The sequence below is a fragment of the Virgibacillus sp. W0181 genome, from assembly GCF_051846915.1.
Lineage (GTDB): Bacteria > Bacillota > Bacilli > Bacillales > Amphibacillaceae > JBPYCR01.
In genome coordinates, this window is the sequence record NZ_JBPYCR010000014.1 from 19,337 (window position 1) to 39,557 (window position 20,221).

A 20,221-nucleotide genomic window follows, 5' to 3' on the forward strand; every position below is an offset into this window, starting at 1 on the left:
AAGGACGTTTACATGCAAAATTATAACAATATAACTAATGATACTAATATAAATTTAGAGTCTTTTCAAATAAGAAAGCAATTATTAAGCAAATTAGCGAACCGTTTTTCGACTTACGGATATAGACAAATTAATACACCCACTTTTGAGCCGTATGATCTATATGCAAATATGAACGGTACGGTAAACCATGATGAAATGATAAAAACAATTGATAACACAGGTAAAGTACTCGTACTTCGACCGGACATTACGATACCGATCACCCAGCAGATTGCTTCAAATAACAAACAGTTAGATGAAGACCACCGATATTTTTACATTTTGGATGTTTTTCGCCAGCAGTTTGCCCAATCCGGAAGTAAAGAAAGCACGCAAGCGGGTGTCGAATACTTCGGCAATGATTCACCTGAAGCGGATGCGGAATTAATAGCCCTAGCAATTCACACATTTAACGATTTAAACATTCCACATTTTAAAGTTGAAATAGGGCATTCGGGGTTTTTTAAACAATTAGTGAAAGAGTTGAATTTGGAATCACAAGATTTGTATGAATTGAAACAATTGATACAGGCAAAAAACATTCCAGAAATAGGACCTTTTTTATCGCGGCTATCAGTAGAAGAACCATTAAGTCGCGCGGTTCAAGAAATTCCATTGCTGTATGGTGAGCCCCGAGAAGTGATCGAACGCGCACAATCTATCTGGTCTAATCAAAAAATGAAGGAAAAGCTACAAAATTTGTCCGATATTTTTCAAGTGCTTGAGGATTATGGCGTCGCTGATCATCTTGTCGTTGATCTCGGATTAATTAATCATATGGATTATTATTCCGGTATTATTTTTCAAGGATTTATCGAAAATGTCGGGAAACCCGCACTAATGGGTGGACGTTATGACCGGTTAGCCGATCAATTTGCTGCGAACATTCCCGCAATTGGATTCGCTTGTGATATTAATGCATTATTAATTGGAACATCGGAGCAGATCAAATCTCCAAGGCTCCCCATTGATTTTAACCTTTTATATGTAAACATGCATCAAAAAGAAGCGCTCCGCACAGCCGGTCTTTTGCGCGAACAGAATTATAGCGTACTTACGTCTCCATTAACGGAAGAAAACATGCAAACGAACCATTCTACATTTACAATTATAATGGAAGATAACAAGAAAAGAGTCTTAAAGGATGATCAGACATTCTTATTTAGTGATTCACAAGAACTGATGGAGCTTGTCGGGGGGGACTTCAAGTGATTACACTTGCACTAGCAAAAGGTCGAACTGCAAAAGATACTATTGAATTATTGGAAAAAGCATCAATTACTTTTCCCAACTTCCATGCAAAAAGCAGGAAGCTTGTTTTTTACAACGAGAGTAAAACAATAAAATTAATTTTCGTTAAAGCTGTTGATGTGACAACGTATGTGGAAAAAGGTGCAGCTGATATTGGCATTGTCGGAAAGGACAATTTACTTGAAGCGCAAGCGGATATCTACGAACTGCTCGATCTAAAGATTGGCAAATGTAAATTTGCAGTTGCTAGTCTAGAAAATGACGCTCTAAAACAAGCGTCTACTTTGACAGTAGCTTCAAAATATCCAACAGTTGCGAGAAACTTTTTTAAACGAAAAGGGATAGCGATCGAAGCGATTAAATTAAATGGTTCGGTAGAATTAGCTCCGCTGATCGGCATGGCCGATGTCATCGTCGATATTGTGGAAACCGGAACTACGTTAAAAGAAAATGGCCTCGCAGTTATTGAAGACATTGAAGAGATCAGCACCCGTGTTGTTGTAAATAAAGCTAGCTTTGCAACGAAAACACAAAGCATTCAACAGATTATTAATCAATTAAAAGCGATCTTGGAGTGATTGTAATGAAAATCATCACCTATAACCAATATCAAAATCAGGTCACGACGGAAAACGATGCATTAACCCAATCGATTGACGATACTGTATTGGAAATTATTAATCACGTACGCAAGACAGGCGACAAAGCATTATTTCACTATGCAAAAACTCTCGATCATGTCGACCTGGATCAATTGCTCGTAACTAAAGAAGAATTTCTAGAAGCAGAAAACCAAGTTGACAAATCATTTATAGCTGCTTTAACTGAGGCAAAGGAAAATATTACTTTTTTTCACGAAGCCCAAAAAGAAAATTCGTGGTTTGTACATAAAGATAACGGCATTATGCTCGGACAACAGATCACACCAATGGATAAAGTCGGCATTTACGTACCCGGCGGAAAAGCTGCTTACCCATCAACCGTGTTAATGAACTCCATTCCTGCCAAAATAGCGGGTGTACCTTCGATTGCAATGACTACACCTCCACAGGCAAACGGAAAAATAAATCCGCACGTGCTTGTGGCCGCCTCGTTAGCTGGAATTGATCGGGTATATAAAATCGGGGGTGCTCAAGCAATTGCCGCTCTCGCTTACGGCACGGAGTCGGTTGCTAAAGTAGACAAAATTGTCGGCCCTGGAAACGCCTATGTTGCTCGGGCAAAAAAATGGGTGTTCGGTGATGTTGCAATTGATATGATTGCCGGACCAAGTGAAATTTGTGTGGTTGCAGATGAATCTGCGAATGCCCACTATATTGCTGCTGACCTGCTCTCCCAGGCTGAGCATGATGAACAAGCAACCGCGATTTGCATTACGACTAGTCCTGCACTAGCTGAAAAAGTAAAAGATGAAGTGGAAAAACAAATGAACATGCTCGAACGAAAAGAAATTATACAAGCTTCGATCAACCAAAACGGTCGTATTATTATTGCAGATTCATTGGAAGAGGCATTTCAACTCGTAAATGAACTTGCTCCGGAGCATTTACAATTAATGATTCAACAAGCAACTGATTACCTATCTTATGTGCGTCATGCCGGTGCTATTTTTCTAGGGCATTATTCCCCGGAGCCATTGGGCGATTATTTGGCAGGCCCGAACCATACACTTCCAACTAGTGGAACGGCAAAATTTGCTTCACCTTTAGGCGTTTATGATTTCACGAAAAAATCAAGCATCATCAACTACTCTAAAGAAGCTTTGCTAGATGCATCAGAGAGCATTGTGACACTTGCTGAAATGGAAGGCTTAACCGCCCACGCCAATTCGATTAAGGTCAGGAAAAAATAGGGAGATAATTTAATCTAAAAAGAAGGGATGATGTAATTTGCGCGAACATCAAATAGCTAGAGAAACTGCAGAAACAGCGATAAAACTTGATTTATTAATTGATGGTGAAGGAAAGGCTAACATTAAAACGGGAGTCGGATTCTTTGACCATATGCTCGTTTTGTTAGCTGGGCACGGCTTGTTTGACCTTACCGTTCAATGCGACGGCGATCTGGTAGTGGACCAACATCACACAGTTGAAGATGTGGGTATTGCGCTCGGTCAGGCTTTTAGCGAGAGCATCGGCTCCAAAGAAGGGATCAACCGCTACGCCACAGTGACCGTTCCTATGGATGAGGCTCTATCGACTGTTTCGGTTGATATTAGCGGCAGACCTTATCTCGTTTATCATGTAGAAGGGTTGAAGAATAAAGCAGGTTCGTTTGACACGGAGCTGGTGGAGGAATTTTTTCAAGCATTCGCCAGTCACGCTAAAATTACCCTACATATAAATTTAGCTTATGGCAGGAACACGCACCATATGATTGAATCGATTTTCAAAGCATTTGGCCGAGCGCTTGATACAGCGAGCAGCATAAATCCGCGCGTTAAAGGAGTTCCTTCAACAAAAGGAGTGCTCGAATAGTAAGATTCTATGCTGCAATTGGATGAGTGTCGTTTTCTGACGAGTGGTATTGATTGTTTGACGAGCGTTGCTCCATCATTGACGCGCGTTACTTGGTGCTTGATGCGCGGTGCTCGGTGTCTGACGCACGATGCTCCATCCTTGACGCGCGTTCCTCGGTACCTGTCGCGCGTTTCTCGGCTTTCACGAGCGTTCCCTTCCTCATGACGAGCGGGGCTGATCGTTTAAGAAGAAATTTCTATTAAGCAATCTAGCAACAATTTTTTACAAAATATTTTTTACGGAGTTGACAATGATGATTATTTTTCCGGCAATCGATATTCGAAATGGAAAATGTGTTCGTCTTATTCAGGGCGATTATAACCAAGAAAAGGTGTACAATGACTCCCCTGTTGATACTGCGAAAACGTGGGAAGAAAAAGGCGCTAATTATATTCATATCGTGGATCTAGATGGAGCTAAGACTGGAGACTCCATTAATAAATCGATTATAAAAGATATCGCCAATGCAACAACTATTCCCGTTCAAGTAGGTGGCGGGATTCGTTCAATGGAAATTATTGACTATTACTTAACGAGTGGGGTCGATCGTGTCATTATTGGCACAGCAGCAATTCAAAATAAGGCATTTCTCCAGGCAGCTGTCGAAAAATATAAAGAAAAGATTGCTGTTTCCATCGATGCACGAGGTGGTTATGTTGCGACTGATGGCTGGACAGACACAAGTACAGTGAAGGCACTTGATTTAATAAAAGAACTGGAAACCATAGGTGTTCACACTATTGTTTATACCGATATCTTAAAAGATGGGATGCTGCAAGGTCCTAATTTAGACGAACAACAGATGGTAAACGAAGCCACTTCGATGAATGTTATTGCTTCCGGTGGTGTTACTACTAAAAATGATATTAATAATTTACAAGCTTTAAATATGTATGGGACGATTATCGGTAAAGCACTGTATGACGGAAAATTAAATTTCGAATCGATTATGGAGGGATAACGAATGACAATAAAACGAATTATACCTTGCTTAGACATAGACAAAGGACGAGTAGTTAAAGGACAAAAATTCCAAAACATGCAGGATGTTGATGATCCGGTAACACTTGCAAAACAATATGATCTCGATTTTGCTGATGAATTATTTATGCTAGATATTACCCGGGAAGAGCGAGCAACTTTCCTTGATCTTGTTAAACAAGTGGCAAATGAAATATCCATTCCACTCACAGTTGGCGGCGGAATACGTTCACTGGAAGATATCGATGAAGTCTTGCAAGCTGGCGCCCATAAAATATCCATTACAAGTGCTGCTATTGAAGATCCGGAGTTGCTGCAAAAGGCAGTTGAAAAATACGGAAGTGAGCGTATTGCCCTAGCAATTGACGCTAAAAAAGTCGGTGAAAACAAATGGAACGCTTTTACGAAAGGCGGACGTAACGACTCTGGTTTAGATGCAATCGAATGGGCAATGCAAGGTGAAAAGTTCGGCGTATCAGAAATTCTCGTAAATTCCATTGACGCAGATGGTGAAAAGTCAGGTTTTGACATTGCATTGAACAAGGCGATGGCAGATGCAGTAAACATTCCGATCATCGCAAGCGGTGGTGCCGGTGAGCTTGATCATTTTCGCGAAGTATTAACCGATGGAAATGCAGATGCAGCATTGGCAGCCTCTGTATTTCACTATGAGGAAATTATTATATCCGACTTAAAAGAATATTTATTAAACTTCGATATCCCGGTAGGTGAAATTTAATGGCGTCAGTAAACATTTCAGAGTTAGCTTTTGATGAGAACGGCCTTATTCCCGCCATCGTTCAAGACGACACAACTGGTAAAGTCCTTATGCTTGCGTATATGAATGAAGAGGCCTTACAAAAAACAATGGATACAAAAGAAACGTGGTTTTACAGCCGGTCTCGAGAAGAGCTATGGAACAAAGGAGCTACTTCCGGAAACAAACAAACGGTAAAAAGTTTATCCTCTGATTGCGACAGTGATGCATTACTAGTTTCTGTTGAACCAGCAGGACCTGCATGTCACACAGGCGAATTTTCCTGTTTCTTTAATACAATGTTTACAGCAAAAGATGACTTCCGTGAAGTTGTTCATGACATTATCCGTATTATTCAGGAGCGCAAAGAAAATCCGGTGGACGGTTCCTATACGACTTATCTTTTCCGGGAAGGCATTGATAAAGTACTTAAAAAAGTTGGTGAAGAAACGAGCGAAGTCATTATCGGAGCAAAAAATAATGATAAAGATGAAATAAAGTGGGAAATTTCCGACCTAATCTACCACACACTCGTTTTAATGAATATGACGGATGTCTCTATATCCGACATTAAAGAAGAATTATATCAAAGGCACATTCAAAAAAAGGAAGAAACGAATGAGTAAATTTTGGAGCACAATGGCAAAGCGTGCTGTACCATACGTTCCAGGGGAACAGCTTAACAGAAATATATTAAAGCTGAATACGAATGAAAATCCGTATCCTCCCTCCCCTTCCGTTTTGGAGGCAATTAATAAGGAGTCGAATCGGGATTTACGCCTCTATCCGTCCCCTACCATGGATGAACTACGCGAGTCGATCGCACATGAATATGGTTTGGACAAACAGAACGTATTTATTGGAAATGGCTCGGATGAAGTATTGGCTTTTTCCTTTATGGCGTTTTTTGAGCCTGGGAAGGCCATCCGCTATCCGGCAATCACCTACAGTTTTTATCCAGTCTATGCCAAACTTTTTAACATTGATGCAGAAGAAATTGAGTTGAATGAGGATTTTAGCATTAAAGCAGCTGATTTCTTTTATTCTGAAGGCGGCGTAATCTTTCCGAATCCTAACGCTCCGACAAGTATTTTTTTGCCATTGGACGAAGTTGAACGCATCGTTAAAAAAAATCCAAACACAGTTGTCATTTTTGATGAAGCTTATGTTGACTTTGCCGAAGAATCCGCCGTGTCGCTTGTATCAAAATATGAAAACTTACTAGTCATTCAGACGATGTCCAAGTCAAGATCACTTGCCGGGTTAAGAATTGGTTTTGCACTAGGGAATGAGCACCTTATTGAAGCACTCATCCGAATGAAGGATTCATTTAACTCCTACCCCGTCGACCGTCTAGCTATGGCCGGTGCCAAAGCGGCAATAGAAGATACTTCTTATTTTCAGCAAACAACGAAAAAGATTATCACGACACGGGAATGGGTTAGCGAAAAATTGAAACAGCTTGGATTTTATGTTCTTCCATCGCAAACAAATTTTATATTTGCACGTCATGAAACAATTACTGCTGAAACAATATACTCTAGCCTAAAAGCAGCGGATGTGCTTGTGCGCTACTTTGGCAAAAAACCGATCGACAATTATTTGCGTATTACTATAGGCACGGATGAAGAAATGGAAGTATTTTTTAAAAAACTTTCTATGATTGTTGATAAATAATCAATCTGACCCTGCAAATTTGTAGGGTCTCATTCATTTATGTGCACTATCGAAAAGAGGGGGACAGGAAACCTTGACGCGTTCACAATCGATACTAATTGAAAATGTAACCATCTGCACTGAAAATGAACTAACCTCTAACAGCTCCCTCCTGCTATCCGATGGAATAATTCAGGCGATTAATCCGGAGTGCAGACCATCAACAGCCAAAATCATTGACGGATCTAACCTTTATGCCCTGCCCGGTTTTATCGACACCCATATTCACGGTGCTTATGGAGCAGACGTTATGGATGCAACTGAATTTGCATTAGATACGATTGCCCGCGCCTTGCCAAAGGAAGGCACAACAAGTTTTCTTGCAACGACGATAACGCAATCCAAATCGCAAATCGAAAAAGCGTTAATTAATGCCGCAAATTATCGTGCGAAAGAAAACTTTGCTGAAATGATAGGTATTCACTTAGAAGGACCTTTTATTGAACAAAGTAAAAAAGGAGCACAGCCCGAGCAACACATTCTTAAACCCGATATTGAGCTTTTTAAGAGATGGCAACAGCTTTCCAACAATAGCGTTAAGCAAATTACGCTTGCACCTGAGCACGATAAGGATGGCAGTTTCATCTCACTCTTATCAAAGGATGGTGTGAACATATCTGTCGGTCATTCGTCGATAACGTATCGCGATCTTAAAAAGGCTGTGCGGCACGGCGTTCGACATGTGACCCATTTATGTAATGCCATGCCAAGCCTGCATCATCGCGAAGTCGGTACCATCGGAGCTGCATTTTTGTTACAAGAACTTTATGCGGAAATTATTGCAGATAACATTCATGTGTCGAAAGAGATGTTGCAGATTATTTATAACAATATAGGCAGTGACCGGCTTATAATAATAACCGATGCGATGAAAGCTAAAGGGATGCAAAACGGAACATATGAACTTGGCGGACAAACCGTAAACGTTTTGAACAATAAAGCAACACTGCCCGATGGTACATTAGCAGGTAGTCTGCTCAAAATGAACGAAGCAGCCAAGAATTTATTAGCTCTTAATGGAGTAACGTTACAAGATATTGTGAAAATGACATCAGTAAACCCAGCCAAAACACTTAGTATTTTTGATGAAAAAGGCAGCATTCACGAAGGTAAAGATGCTGATATTGTGCTTCTAGACCGTGATTTCCGTGTGAAATACACCATTTGCCGCGGAAGTATCGTTTATAGGGGTGAATAGCATGCAAATCATAATCGTAAAGGACAAAGAGGAACTCGCTGAAAAGGCTATTTCCTTTCTTCTCAAGAGAGTAAGCAATTTAACCATACCCGTATTAGGACTTGCTACTGGCTCGACTCCCATCAAATTATATGCAAAAATGGTTGAAGCTTATAAACAAAACAATATTTCTTTTAATCATACAAAAACCTTTAATTTAGATGAATATGTTGGTTTGCCTAAAAGTCACCCAAACAGTTTCCATTACTATATGAAACACCATTTATTTACGCACGTAGACATTTCCACGAAAAATACCTTTTTACCAAATGGATTGACCAAAGATCCCGACTTAGAATGCTTGCGCTATGAACAAATGATTAAGAAGTTCGGAGCTATTGATTTGCAAATTCTTGGTCTAGGTGTAAATGGACATATCGGATTTAATGAGCCTGGAACTTCGTTTCACACTCGAACACATGTCGTTCAACTAAATGAAGTAACACGTCAAACAAATTCAAAACACTTCCAATCAATTTCCGAAGTCCCGATGAAAGCAATTACAATGGGTATTGGTACAATTATGGATAGTAAAGAAATATTATTGCTCGTTTCCGGAAAAGAAAAAAGAACCATTATAAAAAAAGCTCTTTACGATAAAATCACTATTGACATTCCAGCATCTGTCTTGCAATACCATCCAAACGTCCATGTTATTGTTGATGAAGCAGCTGCTAAGTACATCTAGATTATTTTCATTAAAATGATCCCCTAAAAGGTGTATGCAGCACACCTTTTAGGGGAGAGTATTATTGTTCAACTTCAACTATCTTATTAACTTTACTATTTTTCCCCATTCAACCATCATTTAAGTAATTTAACGGCACAATAAGGGATGTTCCTCGTTAGAACGATGTGACATGGAATAATATAGCATTTTAAATCAATTGCTTCTATTTATACTTTCCGCTCAATGTCAGCTTTTTCCTTCATTTCCTCAATCACTTTTTGAACTTCTTGCATGGATTGTTGTTGTTGAATTTGGGCTTTAATACTATCTTTTAATTCTTTAAGCTCTGGTAAGTCTTCGTTTTGTTCTTTTAACCGATCATAGTATTCATTGATTTCTTCATCTGTAACTTCTGTATCAGATATCGCCTTTGAATACTTTTCTAACGTTAATTCAAACTTCAGTTGATCTTTAAAACCATCCTCAGTTAAATGAAATTGCTCCATCAATGTTGTTAAACCTTCTCCATTTGCTGATTTAATGGTTTCGAGCTCGGTGGATACTTCTTCGTCCTCAATAACCACCCCTTCTTTTTCCGCTCCTTGCATAATTAACTCACGTTCTATCAATGAATCAATCGTGCGTTTCTTTAGTTCATCCTGTGCGACTTCTTCCTCTGTTTGATTAGCTTGTGCCTTTACTTGTGGGTAGATGTTATTGTATTGATCACCTTTTACATCATTTCCATTTATATTTAAGACAACTTGATCCGCATCCATTTTTTCTTCTTCTGATATTTCAATTTCTTGTCCAGCTTGGCCTTCTTTTCCGGCATTGTCTTCGTTCTCGGATGCTTTACTTTCTTCCTTTGTTTCATCGTTCGCATCATTCTTTGTATCATCTGATTTGTCACCGCATGCAGCTAATCCAACTGCAAGTATCATTGCAGCAACAATTACGATCCATTTTTTCATTACATTGTTCCCTCATTTCATAACAGTCTATAATTATTCAAACATATTTCTAATGCAAATAGCAAGTACATGTGTTTAACAAAAATCGTACAATCACCCATTGGACAAGGCTTAATCGAATATATAACAATTTTATAACAGATATGCCTTTTCGTTCTATATTTGTGCCACATTTACTTATTGCTTTGTAAACATATGCTCAAAATCATTTCCGGATACAGGCTTACCAAATAAAAATCCCTGTCCTTGAACACACCCTGCCTGATTCAATATGTCTAACTGCTCTTCGCTTTCGATCCCTTCAGCAATCACTTGAATGTTGAGTGATCGAGCAAGTGTTAGAATCGCTTTTACTATCGCTTTACTTTCTTCATTCTTATGAATATCACGGATAAAAGACATATCAATTTTCAATGTATCCACCGGCAACTGCTTAATATAGTTGAAGGAACCATAACCAGTACCAAAGTCGTCAATTGAAATTTGTACGCCTGTTTCTTTAATGGATTCCAGCAAATTTTCTGCACGTTTTGAATTAATAAATACACTCTCTGTCATTTCCAACTCCAGCCACTCTGGATCCAGTCCTGTCTCTTGTAAAATTCGCTTGATCATTTTTAAAAATTGAGGATCGTCCAATTGATACGCTGAAATGTTGACACCCATATTTAACGGTGCATACCCTTTATTCTGCCATGCTTTATTTTGTTGACAAGCCTTTTTCAACACTTGTTCTCCTAGCGGAACAATCAACCCTGTTTCCTCTGCTAGCGGAATAAATTGATCTGGAGGAATAACGCCCAGATCCGGATGGTGCCAACGCACAAGTGCTTCCATCCCAATAATCTCATTTTTGGCAAGATCCCATTTCGGCTGGTAGTCCAAATGAAACTGCTTTAATTCAATCGCTTTTTTTAATTCATTCTCCAACATTATTCGTTCAAGAGATTTTTTCTCCATACTTTCTGTAAAAAAGGCATACTTCGTTCGTACGTCATCTTTAATATCATAAAGAGCGGTATCTGCTTTGGAAAGCAGTTCATCCCCTGTCTTACTATCATAAGGGTAGAAGGCGATGCCAATACTGCATGAAAGCGAGTAGCGCCTGTCGACAATCTCTATCGGCTCTTCCATCTGACGGACAATATTTTTTGCAAGATCCGCTGCTTCTTTTTTACTTTTGCCATTCATAGCTAAAACGGCAAATTCATCCCCACCGAGTCTGCCAATGGTATCTGTAGAATGAATCGCATTTTTGATACGGTCTGCTGCTTTCGCAAGAACCAAATCCCCTGTTTCATGGCCCCATCTATCATTAACAAATTTAAACTTATCCAGGTCTATGAACATAATGGAAAATGTTGTCTCCTGTTGACTCGCTTGATCAACTGCTTCTCTTAACTTTTTCATAAAAAGACGGCGATTGGGTAAATCGGTCAGTGTATCATGATAAGCTAAATGATAGATTTTTTGTTCAGCTCTTTTACGCTCCGTGACGTTGTTACGTATCGATACATACTGATATGGCTTCCCCTTTTCATTTAGAAAAGGAACAATCGTCGTATCCACCCAATAATGGGAGCCGTCTTTTGCTCTATTGCGAATTTCTCCCCGCCACGTTTTGCCGGTTCCAATCGTCTTCCACATCTCTTTGAAAAAATTTCTCGGATGATAGTGGGAATTTAACAAGCGATGATTTTGACCAATCAATTCTTCTCTTTTATACTTTGAAATCTCGCATAACTTATCATTCGCATAAACAATCGTTCCTCTTTGATCCGTAATGGCGACGATGGAGGATTGATCAAGCGCATATTTAATATCGGCCAATTCTTTTACAATCGTTTCATAGCTTTTGTCTTTTGTGAGCTTACTAACTTCTGTCACTTTTTTAATATTACTTTCGTGCATCGCTCTTCACCCTGCTTCTTTCGAAATCTTGGCTTACCGCCAGAGCTGTATGTCATTCACTCTAGTTATCCGCACTAACCTTCAACTAATCCAGCCTATATTGACGTCTTTAAGGTGAAGGTTATATTGAGTTACCTAAAAAAGGGAAAGAAATAAACTGTAATTCGAAATCTACGCTAGCGTATAGATAGAAAAATAAAATAGCCAGTAAGATCCAAAGAAAATGAATCACTACCCCAACAATGCTGCATATGAATCCAGAAATTGCCAGTCCTCTACCTCTTTCATTTGTTTTCTCTATTTCCTTCAAACTTTTTCTAGAGATTACGAGTCCAATGAAACCAATTATTAATCCGATGATAGGTAGTACAATCGAAAGAATTCCAAGCGTTAAAGAAATTACCGATTTGCTATTTGTCTGAACTTTTTCGTCCATGTTCACACGTCCTATTCCAAGTAATCTCTAAAGTAATTCAAATTATTCTATTCCCATTAATAGCTGATTTATATCTCGCTAAAAGATTATGAATATATGATAGTAATCATACCGTTTACTTTAATAATAATGCAAACGCTTTTGCCCCAAAAACATTTACCATATCGAGAATTTTTTCTTACAAAGCAAAAAGACAATCGAGCGTGTGTAACTCAATTGTCCTTCATGCCTTTTTCTATTGCAAACTATTTTCTACTTCATCGAGCATTCCAGATACAGAGACAAGACCTCCACCTGAAAGATACCAGAATTCCGGATTCAAATAAACAATATTATCATTTTTGTATGCTTTTGTATCATTTGTCATCTTATTTTCTACAATTTGTTTTGCGGAAGATTCTCCGCCAATAGCCGCCCCACGGTCAATAACATATAACAAGTCCGGGTCGTTTTCGGTTACATATTCAAACGAAACATTCATACCATGTGTAGATACTTCAATGCCCTCATCCACGGCGGGTATCCCGAACACATCATGGATTATCCCAAATCGAGAATTGGGTCCGTATGCACTGATTTTATCATCATTGGCCAAAATAATTAGTGCATTTTCACCATTTTCTTCTGCTGTTTCCTGTAATGCTGCAATCGACTCATCAATGGCTGTCAGTTCTTCTTCCACTTCAGCTTCTTTTTCGAAAATCTTTCCAATTTTCGTTGCGTTTTCTTTAAATGAGTCCATATAGCGGGTTGTATCAATACCAAGATATACCGTTGGCCCCAATTCAGTTAATTGATCGTAAAGGTCTGACTGACGTCCGGAAATAATAATCAAATCCGGGTCAATCTCTGCTATCTTTTCAAAGTCAGGCTCTTTTAAGCTACCGACATTTTCGTATTCTTCTCCAGCATATTTATCTAAATATTCCGGAATAATTTTTTGTGGTACACCAGCAACTTCAATTCCAAGCTTATCTAACGTGTCTAAGGAACCGAAATCAAAAACAACTACTTTTTCAGGATTCTTTTCTACGTCTGTTTCCCCAAGTTCATGGGTAATCGTCACAACCTCGGATTCTGTTTCTTCTGCCGTAGATTCGTTTGTATCGGATGCCTCAGTATTTTCTTTCCCATCCTCTTCAGCTGTTCCACAAGCGGCAGCAATTAATGTAAGTATCGTAATTAACATGAACATAAGTAATTTTTTCAATTTCATTTCTCCTTCTTTATAAGTGCATGTTCAAAAAGGAGGATAAAAAGCGCAAAGATATTCAAGGCGGCGCAGCTTTGAGTACCGGAATGTATGCTTTTAAATACATGAGGAACGAAAAAGCAAGCCAACGCAGAAGATCAAAGCGATTTTTACCGAACTTTTTGAACAACCTCTATAAGCGTTTATTTAAAAATAGACACAAATCCGCTGATCATTTATATTTTGAATATTAATATCCATATCATAAATATCTTTTAATACACATTCATCAATCACATCACACGTGCGCCCGTGTTTGACAACTTTCCCGTCTTTTAAAGCAACAATTTCATCTGAATAACAGGAGGCAAAGTTAATATCGTGAATAACAATGACAATCGTTTTTCCAAGTTCATCAACCAATCGGCGCAATGTTTTCATAATTTGTACCGAATGGCGCATATCTAAATTATTCAACGGCTCATCCAGCAAGATATACTCTGTATCCTGCGCCAGTACCATCGCAACATAAGCACGCTGGCGTTGACCTCCACTTAACTCATCCAAATACTTATTTTGGATCGGGGCCATCTCCATATAATCAATGGCTTCCTCGATTTTCTGCCAATCAAATGCTGTTAATCTCCCTTGGGAATGCGGGAATCGGCCGAATGAAACAAGTTCGCGGACGGTCAGTTTTACATTAACCGTATTGGATTGTTTCAGGATCGATATTTTTTTGGCCAGCTCCTTGTCTTTTGAACTCGCAACATCTTCCCCGTCAATCGTTATTTCCCCTTCATCTTTTACAATCAGGCGGCTGATCATGGAGATTAACGTACTTTTACCGGCCCCATTCGGTCCAATTAAAGAAGTAATTTTGCCTTTTTCAATCGTTAACGACACATCGTCAATCACTTTCTTTTTATTGTACAATTTAAATACTTGCTTAATATCTACCATGATTTATTCTCCTTTAATAAAAGATAGATGAAATAAATACCACCGACAAAATTAATAATAACGCTGATCGTCGTTTGAAATGTAAATATTTTTTCTACAATGAATTGACCGCCAAGAAGCGCAATGATACTGATTAGTACAGATCCGGTAATTAGATAGGAATGACGGTATGTTTTTAAAAATTCATATGCCACATTAACGACGAGCAAACCAAGGAATGTAATCGGGCCAATTAGTGCAGTTGCAATTGAAATGAGAATCGCCACAATAATAAATAATCGTTTAACAACTTTATTGTAAGGAACACCGAGGTTTGTCGCCTGATCTTTTCCTAAAGAAAGAACATCCAAGTATTTGTAATAACGCAAAAAGTATATGACAACGAGAGCTACGAGAAGGATCGATAAATATACAAGATTTGTATTTACGTTATTAATGCTGGCAAACATCTTATCCTGTGCAATCATAAATTCATTTGGATCAATAAGTACTTGCATAAATGAAGTTAAACTGCTGAAAAAAGTGCCGAGAATCATCCCAATTAACAATAGGAAATAAACGTTATTGCCTTCCCCTTTAAAGAGTAATTTAAAGAACAAGAGCGAAAACAAAGCCATAATGGAAATGGACAATAAGTAATTGATATTACTATTCATCATAATAAGCGACTTGGAACCAACAACAAAAATTGTCACTGTTTGAATAAGTAAATAAAGCGAATCAAGCCCCATAACACTTGGTGTTAAAATCCGATTGTTTGTAATTGACATGAAAATCGTTGTTGAAAAGGCGATTGAACCACCAGTTAATATAATGGCGACTACTTTAATGATTCTTCTAGGTAATATGTAGCCAATGTTTCCGGATAAGTCATAAAAAACATAGAGCATCGCAAGCAAAACAGTGACAACGGCAAGGATAACGAGCTTTTTTTTATCATCCATATTTCTTTCTCCTAAACAATAAGTAAATAAAAATTCCGCTGCCGATTACACCAACAGTCAGGCTAATCGGTATTTCATACGGATAGATGATTATCCTGCCAATTACGTCACAAAAAAGTACAAAGGCCGCCCCAAGTACAGCAGTATGCAGTAAACTTTTCCTTAAATGATCGCCTTGATAAATCGTTACAATATTCGGAATGATCAAGCCAAGGAACGGAATCATCCCGACCGACAATACAACGGATGCAGTGACCAATGCTGCAATGATCAGCCCAAGATTCACAACCTGTCGATATTTCAGGCCTAAGTTTTTGGAAAAATCCTCTCCCATCCCGGCAATGGTAAATTTGTTCGCATAGATGTAAGCAATCACCAAGGTGGGAATGCTTATAAACATCAGCTCATAGTTCCCGCTCATAATCATCGAAAAATCGCCTTGCATCCAGGAGGTCATGTTTTGAATCAAGTCATTTTTATAAGCAAAAAAAGTAGACATGGAGTTAATAATACTCCCAAACATTAAACCGACCAATGGAATGAAAATAGCATCCTTGAATTTAATCCTTTCCAGTATTTTCATAAATACATATGTTCCGGCAAGCGCAAATCCAAATGATACGAGTATTTTTTCAAGTGGACTAGCTGAAGTAAACATCATAAGCGACACGAGTACCCCAAGCCTGGCTGCATCCAACGTTCCGGCAGTTGTCGGGGAAACAAATTTATTTCTGCTTAGCTGTTGCATAATCAGACCACAAATACTCATGCTTGCACCCGCAATAATGATACTGAACAATCTAGGTAGTCGACTGACAAATAATACTTTTGCCTTTTCCTCAGACAGGTCAAACAAATCGAATGGAGTAAGATCAGAGACGCCGATGAAAATGGAAAAAAAAGATAAAGTTGCCAATGCTATAAGTAAATAACGAATTTTCATGCTATGTCCTTCTCCATTTGTAATAATTATTATGTTGGTTTTTTTCTAATTAATAATGAGATTCATTATCAATTGTGTTTCATTGATTAATATAGCATAGGCGAAAAACAGATGCAACATACAAAAGTCTATTTTTTTGCGGGAAGTACATTAATGAGTTGCAATAGAAACTTTCTGTACGGGGCAAAACTCCATTGGGTGGGCTGTGTGTAGCCATAAGTTTCTTTGGGAAGTCTTCACGCAGCTGTGTGAAAGTGAATAATTTTTTCAAACATTTTTTGAGTGAAAACCATAAAATCAATCAGTAAACAGTCTATAACTTTCGGAATATTCTTTGCACAAAAAAAGACTGAAAGAAAATAAAAATTCCTCCCAGTCATTTCTTATCATTCTCAAAACTGCATGTTCCATCTGTACAAAAAGTAGTTTTCGCATTTTCTGGTGTGATATTGTTGAATTGAGCCTTAACTTTCCGTTCTTCATCCCATATTTTTTCCAACACTTCCGTAAATGCTGTAGTTGGCTGAGCTCCTGATACAGCATACTTCTCATTGAATACAAAAAATGGTACACCATTAACTCCTATTTGTTTGGCGCGCTTTTGATCATTTCGGACAGCCGTTATAAAATCATTTGACTCTAGGGCTCCTTTTACTCCCTGCCCTTGAAGTCCAACCTCTTTTGCAAGTTGAATTAATGTAGCATGATTGCCGATTTGCTTCGACTCTGTGAAGTAGGCATGGAATAAACGCTCTATCATTTCTGATTCTTTTCCATGTTGTTGGGCATACTTCATCAATCGGTGCGCATCAAACGAATTTGTACGCTTCATCGTTGAAAAGTTAAAGTCAAGACCTACTTCCTTAGCTTGACTTGAAATGTTTGCAGTCATTTCTTCCGCCTTTTCCAAGGAGAACTTGTATTTTTCAACAAGCGCTTCGTGCATGCTTTTACTGGAATGATTGCTTGCAGAAGGGTCGAGCTGATAACTTTTAAATTCGACTTGAACATTTCCTTTAAACGGGAACTGTTCCAATGCTGATTCAAATTTGCGTTTGCCAATGTAACAAAACGGGCAGACAAAATCCATCCAAATTTCCGCTTTCATTATATCCACTCCCATTTTCATACCATTATTGTAGCACAGTAGAAAAAGGGGCAGAAATTTTGTGCTTACTCGAATTTTATCTAAAAACATTGTTGTGTGGCTGTGAACAGCATGAACGCAAAGTAAAAATAGTACCATTTTGATAGAACTTAGCTAAGAGATGTCCGAGTAAGCGGTGATTACACACTCTCTAATGGTACTTCCCTTCAAATGACCGATCTACAAATTTCCCATAATCGGGAATGGCCAAGCTTTCAAAGTCTGCAGCAAGCTTGGTTAATCCACGCTTCAATGGCTCTCCCTGCATCATTGGTCCATGTCCGGTAACGACAGTCTCAGGCTGAAGATCTGCTAATTTTTTAACCGAATCCCATGCTTGCTGCCAATCGGTTGTTAAATATCGAGGTGGTCCATTAATTTCCGGCGTCTGCATCATTACGTTATATAAGGAGTCTTGCCTTACTGTAATAAATGCGTCCCCGGATAATAATAAAGCGTCTTCCTCCCTAAAAAAAGAAACATGACCTGGAGAATGACCTGGTGTATGAATCCATCTCCACCCCTTCAGTTCGGGCAGTTGATTCATTTCCGACAAAGGTTTAATAACTCCTTCTATATTAACAGGTTCAACAGGGTACATCGGTGAAACCTTTGCAAGTAAGCCACCTTCCACTGTTGCATCAGGCTCAGGGTAACTTTCTTTCCCTGTTAAAAAAGGATGCTCCAATGGATGACTGTACACGGGTACTTCCCACTTTTTAATTAAATCGACAAGTCCACCCGTATGATCAAAATGACCGTGTGTTAATAAAATGCAAGAAGGCTGATTCCCATTTCCAAAGCGTTTTTCCGCTACTTCAATAATCTCCTTGGTGGCATACGGTAACCCGGCATCAACAAGTATCCAATCCTTTTGATCTGGATACCCAATAAACGTAATATTAACGATTTGATCCGTATAATAATATACATCGTTTGCAGCTTCTTTTCCTGTTCTGCTCGTAATAGACGTCATCGGTATGAATTTTTTATCTTTGCTCTCTTGAAACTCTTGGTCCACTTAAAACCCTCCTCTGTTCTTTAGTATTTGTTCATTTCAAAGAATCATTCGACCATTTCAGGGAATGATTCATATATCGTTTTCTTTCCTTTAAGAAAAGCGCAAGCGCCCTGCTTAGAAACGTAGCGACTGGACCGAAGCAACTGAGATAAAGGAATCACGATGAGCTGTGCGAATCGATGATGACTTATTGTAAGGCGCTGCGGGAAGTCGCCTAGTTTCTGGGCGCTTAAGTTAGACAGCTATGCACAAAATTATATACTTTCTGACCTTATGAACAAAAATAACTGCACCTTTCTGAAAGGTACAGTTACTTTTTTATCCCGTAGTGAGCTCGGTGTATCACTCAAAAGTTCTTTCTTCTTGAATCGAGCCATCTTTTTTGTAAACAATTAATCTTGTTCCTTTATTTTTTGCAATTTCTTTCGCCTGCTCTACAGCATCTCCTTTCAATCGAAATACATGGCTCGCATTTTTTGCGCCTGAAGATTGTACAGCCCAGCCATTTTCATGACCAACAACTTCCTCTGCTTCATCCAAGCGTTCTGGATTGTTTTCGTATTGTTTTCCTTCTTCAGAACGCTTCGTCAATTGTGCATTGTTTTTAAACCTTTTTAATTCTTCACCACTTGCGTTTTCAACCCACTCTTTTGCTTGCTCGGTTGCGATTGGAATGGCACTGTCTTCATCATAACCTTCATCCACCATGGCATTCGCAATGTCAATTGCTTTCATTTTTGTTATTTTATCCAAGTTTTTTAATGAAGATGGATAATCATTCATCGTCCAAGGCATATGTTAGTCCTGGCAGCCTTCTATAGTTTATACATATTCCGCTGTCAGGTTTCTCACCTCCTGATAAACATTACCCCATGAATAATGGAAAAAAACATCTATGGTTAAACAGTTTTATGTATCTACTACTCCGGTTCAAAACGATATTTATAATTTTTAAATTGCTCTATTGAAAAATAATTGTCTACTTCCAATTTTTCGCCCGGTTCGATTGAAACATCAAACTCTTTTTCTTCTTCCGTATTATCTTCATATAAAACTATTATACGTAAAACCCCTTGAAACGTTTTTGATTCATGATAATTACCTGCATACACTTTAATTGTGGCATGAGCATTGTCATTTATTTGTTGGCCAAGATTAGCTACGAGCAATTGAGTTTCCCCTTGCGCTTCGTATGTTTCGTCCAATCTTTCAAACATATCCCGCCGCATCATCTCATCATCATATGTAATATACCCAATAAAAAAAGATACAATCAAATAAAAAACTAAAGCAGACTGAATCGTTGTTTTAATTACTTGTTTTTTGGAATATCCGCCAATTATCATGACAACAAATGCAAAAAGCGTTAGCCCAATTACGATTAAATGCCAAACAGAAAGAAAGATTTCTCGATATAGTATCATATAAATCCCCCAAAAATTATTTCATTTTTGTTATTATATATTGTAACAAGATGTTTTCTATTTTTCTATAGACGTAATGTACTGTCATTGGAG

At 38.5% G+C, this 20,221-nt stretch carries 21 protein-coding genes; 10 read left to right on the plus strand and 11 right to left on the minus strand.

The window, feature by feature from the left end:
* The first annotated feature begins 12 nt into the window (after positions 1-12).
* From hisZ to nagB, 10 genes are all read left to right on the plus strand, one after another.
* Positions 13-1,254 carry an ATP phosphoribosyltransferase regulatory subunit gene (gene hisZ / locus ACLIBG_RS07950; protein ID WP_439312228.1) on the plus strand — a complete coding sequence of 414 codons (1,242 nt, stop codon included), beginning with the start codon at positions 13-15 and terminating at the stop codon, positions 1,252-1,254.
* A complete protein-coding gene (gene hisG / locus ACLIBG_RS07955; RefSeq protein ID WP_439312229.1) occupies positions 1,251-1,871 on the plus strand; it encodes an ATP phosphoribosyltransferase in 621 nt (206 codons plus the stop codon). The genes hisZ and hisG overlap by 4 nt, the downstream gene beginning before the upstream one ends.
* Before the next feature lie 5 nt (positions 1,872-1,876).
* Positions 1,877-3,145 carry a histidinol dehydrogenase gene (hisD, locus tag ACLIBG_RS07960; protein ID WP_439312230.1) on the plus strand — a complete coding sequence of 423 codons (1,269 nt, stop codon included), beginning with the start codon at positions 1,877-1,879 and terminating at the stop codon, positions 3,143-3,145.
* A 37-nt stretch (positions 3,146-3,182) separates the two neighbouring features.
* Positions 3,183-3,770 (plus strand): imidazoleglycerol-phosphate dehydratase HisB, encoded by a 588-nt coding sequence (hisB, locus tag ACLIBG_RS07965; protein ID WP_439312231.1) that lies wholly within the window; start codon positions 3,183-3,185, stop codon positions 3,768-3,770.
* Between the two features lie 295 nt (positions 3,771-4,065).
* Positions 4,066-4,773 (plus strand): 1-(5-phosphoribosyl)-5-[(5-phosphoribosylamino)methylideneamino]imidazole-4-carboxamide isomerase, encoded by a 708-nt coding sequence (hisA, locus tag ACLIBG_RS07970; protein ID WP_439312232.1) that lies wholly within the window; start codon positions 4,066-4,068, stop codon positions 4,771-4,773.
* A 3-nt stretch (positions 4,774-4,776) separates the two neighbouring features.
* Complete coding sequence (hisF, locus tag ACLIBG_RS07975; RefSeq protein WP_439312233.1) at positions 4,777-5,532, plus strand: imidazole glycerol phosphate synthase subunit HisF; 756 nt, start codon at positions 4,777-4,779, stop codon at positions 5,530-5,532.
* The gene (gene hisIE, locus ACLIBG_RS07980; protein ID WP_439312234.1) at positions 5,532-6,176 is read left to right on the plus strand and encodes a bifunctional phosphoribosyl-AMP cyclohydrolase/phosphoribosyl-ATP diphosphatase HisIE; all 645 of its coding nucleotides are present in this window, start codon (positions 5,532-5,534) and stop codon (positions 6,174-6,176) included. The genes hisF and hisIE overlap by 1 nt, the downstream gene beginning before the upstream one ends.
* Complete coding sequence (gene hisC / locus ACLIBG_RS07985; protein ID WP_439312235.1) at positions 6,169-7,227, plus strand: histidinol-phosphate transaminase; 1,059 nt, start codon at positions 6,169-6,171, stop codon at positions 7,225-7,227. Before hisIE ends, hisC begins: the two co-directional genes overlap by 8 nt.
* Before the next feature lie 73 nt (positions 7,228-7,300).
* Positions 7,301-8,464 carry an N-acetylglucosamine-6-phosphate deacetylase gene (gene nagA / locus ACLIBG_RS07990; RefSeq protein WP_439312236.1) on the plus strand — a complete coding sequence of 388 codons (1,164 nt, stop codon included), beginning with the start codon at positions 7,301-7,303 and terminating at the stop codon, positions 8,462-8,464.
* Position 8,465: 1 nt separating this feature from the next.
* On the plus strand, positions 8,466-9,191 hold the full coding sequence (nagB, locus tag ACLIBG_RS07995) for a glucosamine-6-phosphate deaminase (protein WP_439312237.1): 726 nt from the start codon (positions 8,466-8,468) through the stop codon (positions 9,189-9,191).
* Between the two features lie 209 nt (positions 9,192-9,400).
* Here nagB and ACLIBG_RS08000 read toward each other — a convergent pair whose 3' ends face one another.
* The 11 genes from ACLIBG_RS08000 to ACLIBG_RS08050 form a co-directional block, all read right to left on the minus strand.
* Positions 9,401-10,147 (minus strand): SurA N-terminal domain-containing protein, encoded by a 747-nt coding sequence (locus tag ACLIBG_RS08000; RefSeq protein ID WP_439312238.1) that lies wholly within the window; start codon positions 10,145-10,147, stop codon positions 9,401-9,403.
* Between the two features lie 177 nt (positions 10,148-10,324).
* Positions 10,325-12,058, minus strand: coding sequence for a putative bifunctional diguanylate cyclase/phosphodiesterase (locus ACLIBG_RS08005; RefSeq protein WP_439312239.1), 1,734 nt, complete (start codon positions 12,056-12,058; stop codon positions 10,325-10,327).
* A 121-nt stretch (positions 12,059-12,179) separates the two neighbouring features.
* Entirely contained in the window at positions 12,180-12,494 is a 315-nt protein-coding gene (locus ACLIBG_RS08010) for a DUF4190 domain-containing protein (RefSeq protein ID WP_439312240.1), read from the minus strand.
* Positions 12,495-12,729: 235 nt separating this feature from the next.
* A complete protein-coding gene (locus ACLIBG_RS08015; RefSeq protein ID WP_439312241.1) occupies positions 12,730-13,704 on the minus strand; it encodes a siderophore ABC transporter substrate-binding protein in 975 nt (324 codons plus the stop codon).
* Between the two features lie 189 nt (positions 13,705-13,893).
* Positions 13,894-14,649 (minus strand): iron ABC transporter ATP-binding protein, encoded by a 756-nt coding sequence (locus ACLIBG_RS08020; RefSeq protein ID WP_439312242.1) that lies wholly within the window; start codon positions 14,647-14,649, stop codon positions 13,894-13,896.
* Complete coding sequence (locus tag ACLIBG_RS08025) at positions 14,643-15,593, minus strand: iron chelate uptake ABC transporter family permease subunit (RefSeq protein WP_439312243.1); 951 nt, start codon at positions 15,591-15,593, stop codon at positions 14,643-14,645. Before ACLIBG_RS08025 ends, ACLIBG_RS08020 begins: the two co-directional genes overlap by 7 nt.
* A complete protein-coding gene (locus tag ACLIBG_RS08030; protein ID WP_439312244.1) occupies positions 15,586-16,536 on the minus strand; it encodes an ABC transporter permease in 951 nt (316 codons plus the stop codon). The genes ACLIBG_RS08025 and ACLIBG_RS08030 overlap by 8 nt, the downstream gene beginning before the upstream one ends.
* A 376-nt stretch (positions 16,537-16,912) precedes the next feature.
* A complete protein-coding gene (locus tag ACLIBG_RS08035; RefSeq protein WP_439312245.1) occupies positions 16,913-17,644 on the minus strand; it encodes a DsbA family oxidoreductase in 732 nt (243 codons plus the stop codon).
* A gap of 190 nt (positions 17,645-17,834) precedes the next feature.
* On the minus strand, positions 17,835-18,704 hold the full coding sequence (locus ACLIBG_RS08040) for an MBL fold metallo-hydrolase (RefSeq protein WP_439312246.1): 870 nt from the start codon (positions 18,702-18,704) through the stop codon (positions 17,835-17,837).
* 342 nt (positions 18,705-19,046) lie between these two features.
* Positions 19,047-19,499 carry a DUF2188 domain-containing protein gene (locus tag ACLIBG_RS08045; RefSeq protein ID WP_439312247.1) on the minus strand — a complete coding sequence of 151 codons (453 nt, stop codon included), beginning with the start codon at positions 19,497-19,499 and terminating at the stop codon, positions 19,047-19,049.
* A gap of 125 nt (positions 19,500-19,624) precedes the next feature.
* Positions 19,625-20,128 (minus strand): hypothetical protein, encoded by a 504-nt coding sequence (locus ACLIBG_RS08050; protein WP_439312248.1) that lies wholly within the window; start codon positions 20,126-20,128, stop codon positions 19,625-19,627.
* Positions 20,129-20,221 lie beyond the last annotated feature (93 nt).

What these genes read in the sequence shown, in the direction of transcription:
- hisZ (WP_439312228.1), top strand. Translation starts at nt 13, where the DNA reads ATGCAAAATTATAACAATATAACTAATGATACTAATATAAATTTAGAG.
- hisD (WP_439312230.1), top strand. Translation starts at nt 1,877, where the DNA reads ATGAAAATCATCACCTATAACCAATATCAAAATCAGGTCACGACGGAA.
- hisA (WP_439312232.1), top strand. Translation starts at nt 4,066, where the DNA reads ATGATTATTTTTCCGGCAATCGATATTCGAAATGGAAAATGTGTTCGT.
- hisF (WP_439312233.1), top strand. Translation starts at nt 4,777, where the DNA reads ATGACAATAAAACGAATTATACCTTGCTTAGACATAGACAAAGGACGA.
- hisIE (WP_439312234.1), top strand. Translation starts at nt 5,532, where the DNA reads ATGGCGTCAGTAAACATTTCAGAGTTAGCTTTTGATGAGAACGGCCTT.
- hisC (WP_439312235.1), top strand. Translation starts at nt 6,169, where the DNA reads ATGAGTAAATTTTGGAGCACAATGGCAAAGCGTGCTGTACCATACGTT.
- nagB (WP_439312237.1), top strand. Translation starts at nt 8,466, where the DNA reads ATGCAAATCATAATCGTAAAGGACAAAGAGGAACTCGCTGAAAAGGCT.
- ACLIBG_RS08000 (WP_439312238.1), bottom strand. Translation starts at nt 10,147, where the DNA reads ATGAAAAAATGGATCGTAATTGTTGCTGCAATGATACTTGCAGTTGGA.
- ACLIBG_RS08005 (WP_439312239.1), bottom strand. Translation starts at nt 12,058, where the DNA reads ATGCACGAAAGTAATATTAAAAAAGTGACAGAAGTTAGTAAGCTCACA.
- ACLIBG_RS08010 (WP_439312240.1), bottom strand. Translation starts at nt 12,494, where the DNA reads ATGGACGAAAAAGTTCAGACAAATAGCAAATCGGTAATTTCTTTAACG.
- ACLIBG_RS08020 (WP_439312242.1), bottom strand. Translation starts at nt 14,649, where the DNA reads ATGGTAGATATTAAGCAAGTATTTAAATTGTACAATAAAAAGAAAGTG.
- ACLIBG_RS08025 (WP_439312243.1), bottom strand. Translation starts at nt 15,593, where the DNA reads ATGGATGATAAAAAAAAGCTCGTTATCCTTGCCGTTGTCACTGTTTTG.
- ACLIBG_RS08030 (WP_439312244.1), bottom strand. Translation starts at nt 16,536, where the DNA reads ATGAAAATTCGTTATTTACTTATAGCATTGGCAACTTTATCTTTTTTT.
- ACLIBG_RS08035 (WP_439312245.1), bottom strand. Translation starts at nt 17,644, where the DNA reads ATGAAAGCGGAAATTTGGATGGATTTTGTCTGCCCGTTTTGTTACATT.
- ACLIBG_RS08045 (WP_439312247.1), bottom strand. Translation starts at nt 19,499, where the DNA reads ATGCCTTGGACGATGAATGATTATCCATCTTCATTAAAAAACTTGGAT.
- ACLIBG_RS08050 (WP_439312248.1), bottom strand. Translation starts at nt 20,128, where the DNA reads ATGATACTATATCGAGAAATCTTTCTTTCTGTTTGGCATTTAATCGTA.